The organism is Streptomyces sp. NPDC001816 (assembly GCF_042892235.1).
Lineage (GTDB): Bacteria > Actinomycetota > Actinomycetes > Streptomycetales > Streptomycetaceae > Streptomyces.
Genome location: NZ_JBIATY010000041.1, coordinates 1 through 1,283 on the forward strand (window position 1 = coordinate 1; position 1,283 = coordinate 1,283).

Consider the following 1,283-nt stretch of genomic DNA (forward strand, 5'->3'; position numbering starts at 1 on the left):
GTGTCGCGGGCACGTCGGGCGGGTCTGGTGTTCACCCCGCGCGAGGTGTTCTCCCATCAGACGCCCGGATCCCTGGCCACCCTCGCCCGCGACGCCGAGGACGATGCTGCTGCCGGGTCCGCTGAAGCGGCCGGTGCGGGAGTGGGCGGCGTGGCCCTGACGCCGATCATCGCCTGGCTGAAGGCAGGCGAAGGTCCTGTCGATGGTTTCCATCAGTCGGTGGTGGTGCAGGTCCCGGCGGATCTGTCGGTGGAGTCGCTGACCGGTGCGGTGCGGGCTGTGGTGGATCACCATGACGCGCTGCGCCTGCGGTTGGCTGTCGACGATGCGGGTGAGTGGAGTTTGGAGGTGGGGGCTCCGGGTTCGGTGGCTGTTGACGCGTGTGTGATGCGGGTCGACGCGGCGGGCCTGGATGATGCCGCTCTGGATGAGCTGACCGCCGGGCAGGCGGCCGCGGCGAGGGAGCGTCTTGCTCCTGCTGAGGGGCGGATGCTGCAGGTTGTGTGGCTGGATCGGGGCCGTGCGGTGCCGGGCCGGTTGCTGCTGGTCGTGCACCACTTGGCCGTGGACGGTGTGTCGTGGCGGATTCTGCTGCCTGATCTTGCGGTGGCGTGGTCGGCGGTGACGGCCGGCCGGCCGGTGGAGCTGGAGCCTGTGGGGACGAGCTTTCGTACCTGGGCGCGCATGCTCGCGGAGGAGGCTGCCAAGCCCGAGCGCGCAGACGAACTGGCCCTGTGGGCCGACATTCTCATGAGCAGCGACGTGCCGCTCGGCACCCGCGCCCTCGACCCTGCCCGGGACACTACCGAGCACGCCGGGCACACCACCGTCTCTCTGCCGGTGGGGGTGACGGAGGCGTTGCTGACGAGTGTGCCGGCTGCGTTCCACGGCAAGGTCAATGACGTGCTGCTGGCGGGTCTGGCTCTGGCGGTGTCGCGCTGGCGTGAGCTGCGTGGGGTGGATGCGCCGGGTGTCCTGGTGGATCTCGAGGGCCACGGTCGTGAGGAACTGGCGGGTGCGGATCTCTCCCGTACGGTCGGCTGGTTCACCAGCGTGCATCCCGTCCGCCTCGAACCCGGCGCGGTGGCCTGGGATGCCCTGGTGTCGGGGGATCCTGCGGTCGGCGGGGTGGTGAAGCGGGTCAAGGAGCAGTTGCGGCGCATCCCCGACAACGGTCTGGGCTACGGTCTGCTCCGTTACCTCAACCCCAAGACCGTGCCCGAGCTCGCCTCCTACGGCAGTCCGCAGATCGCCTTCAACTACCTCGGCCGCATGGGCACCGG

At 70.0% G+C, this 1,283-nt stretch carries 1 protein-coding gene; it reads left to right on the plus strand.

What is annotated here, in order from left to right; genetic code table 11:
- Positions 1–27 precede the first annotated feature (27 nt).
- A partial coding sequence (locus ACFYZZ_RS45385) for a condensation domain-containing protein (RefSeq protein WP_389189976.1) occupies positions 28–1,283 on the plus strand: 1,256 nt, incomplete at its 3' end.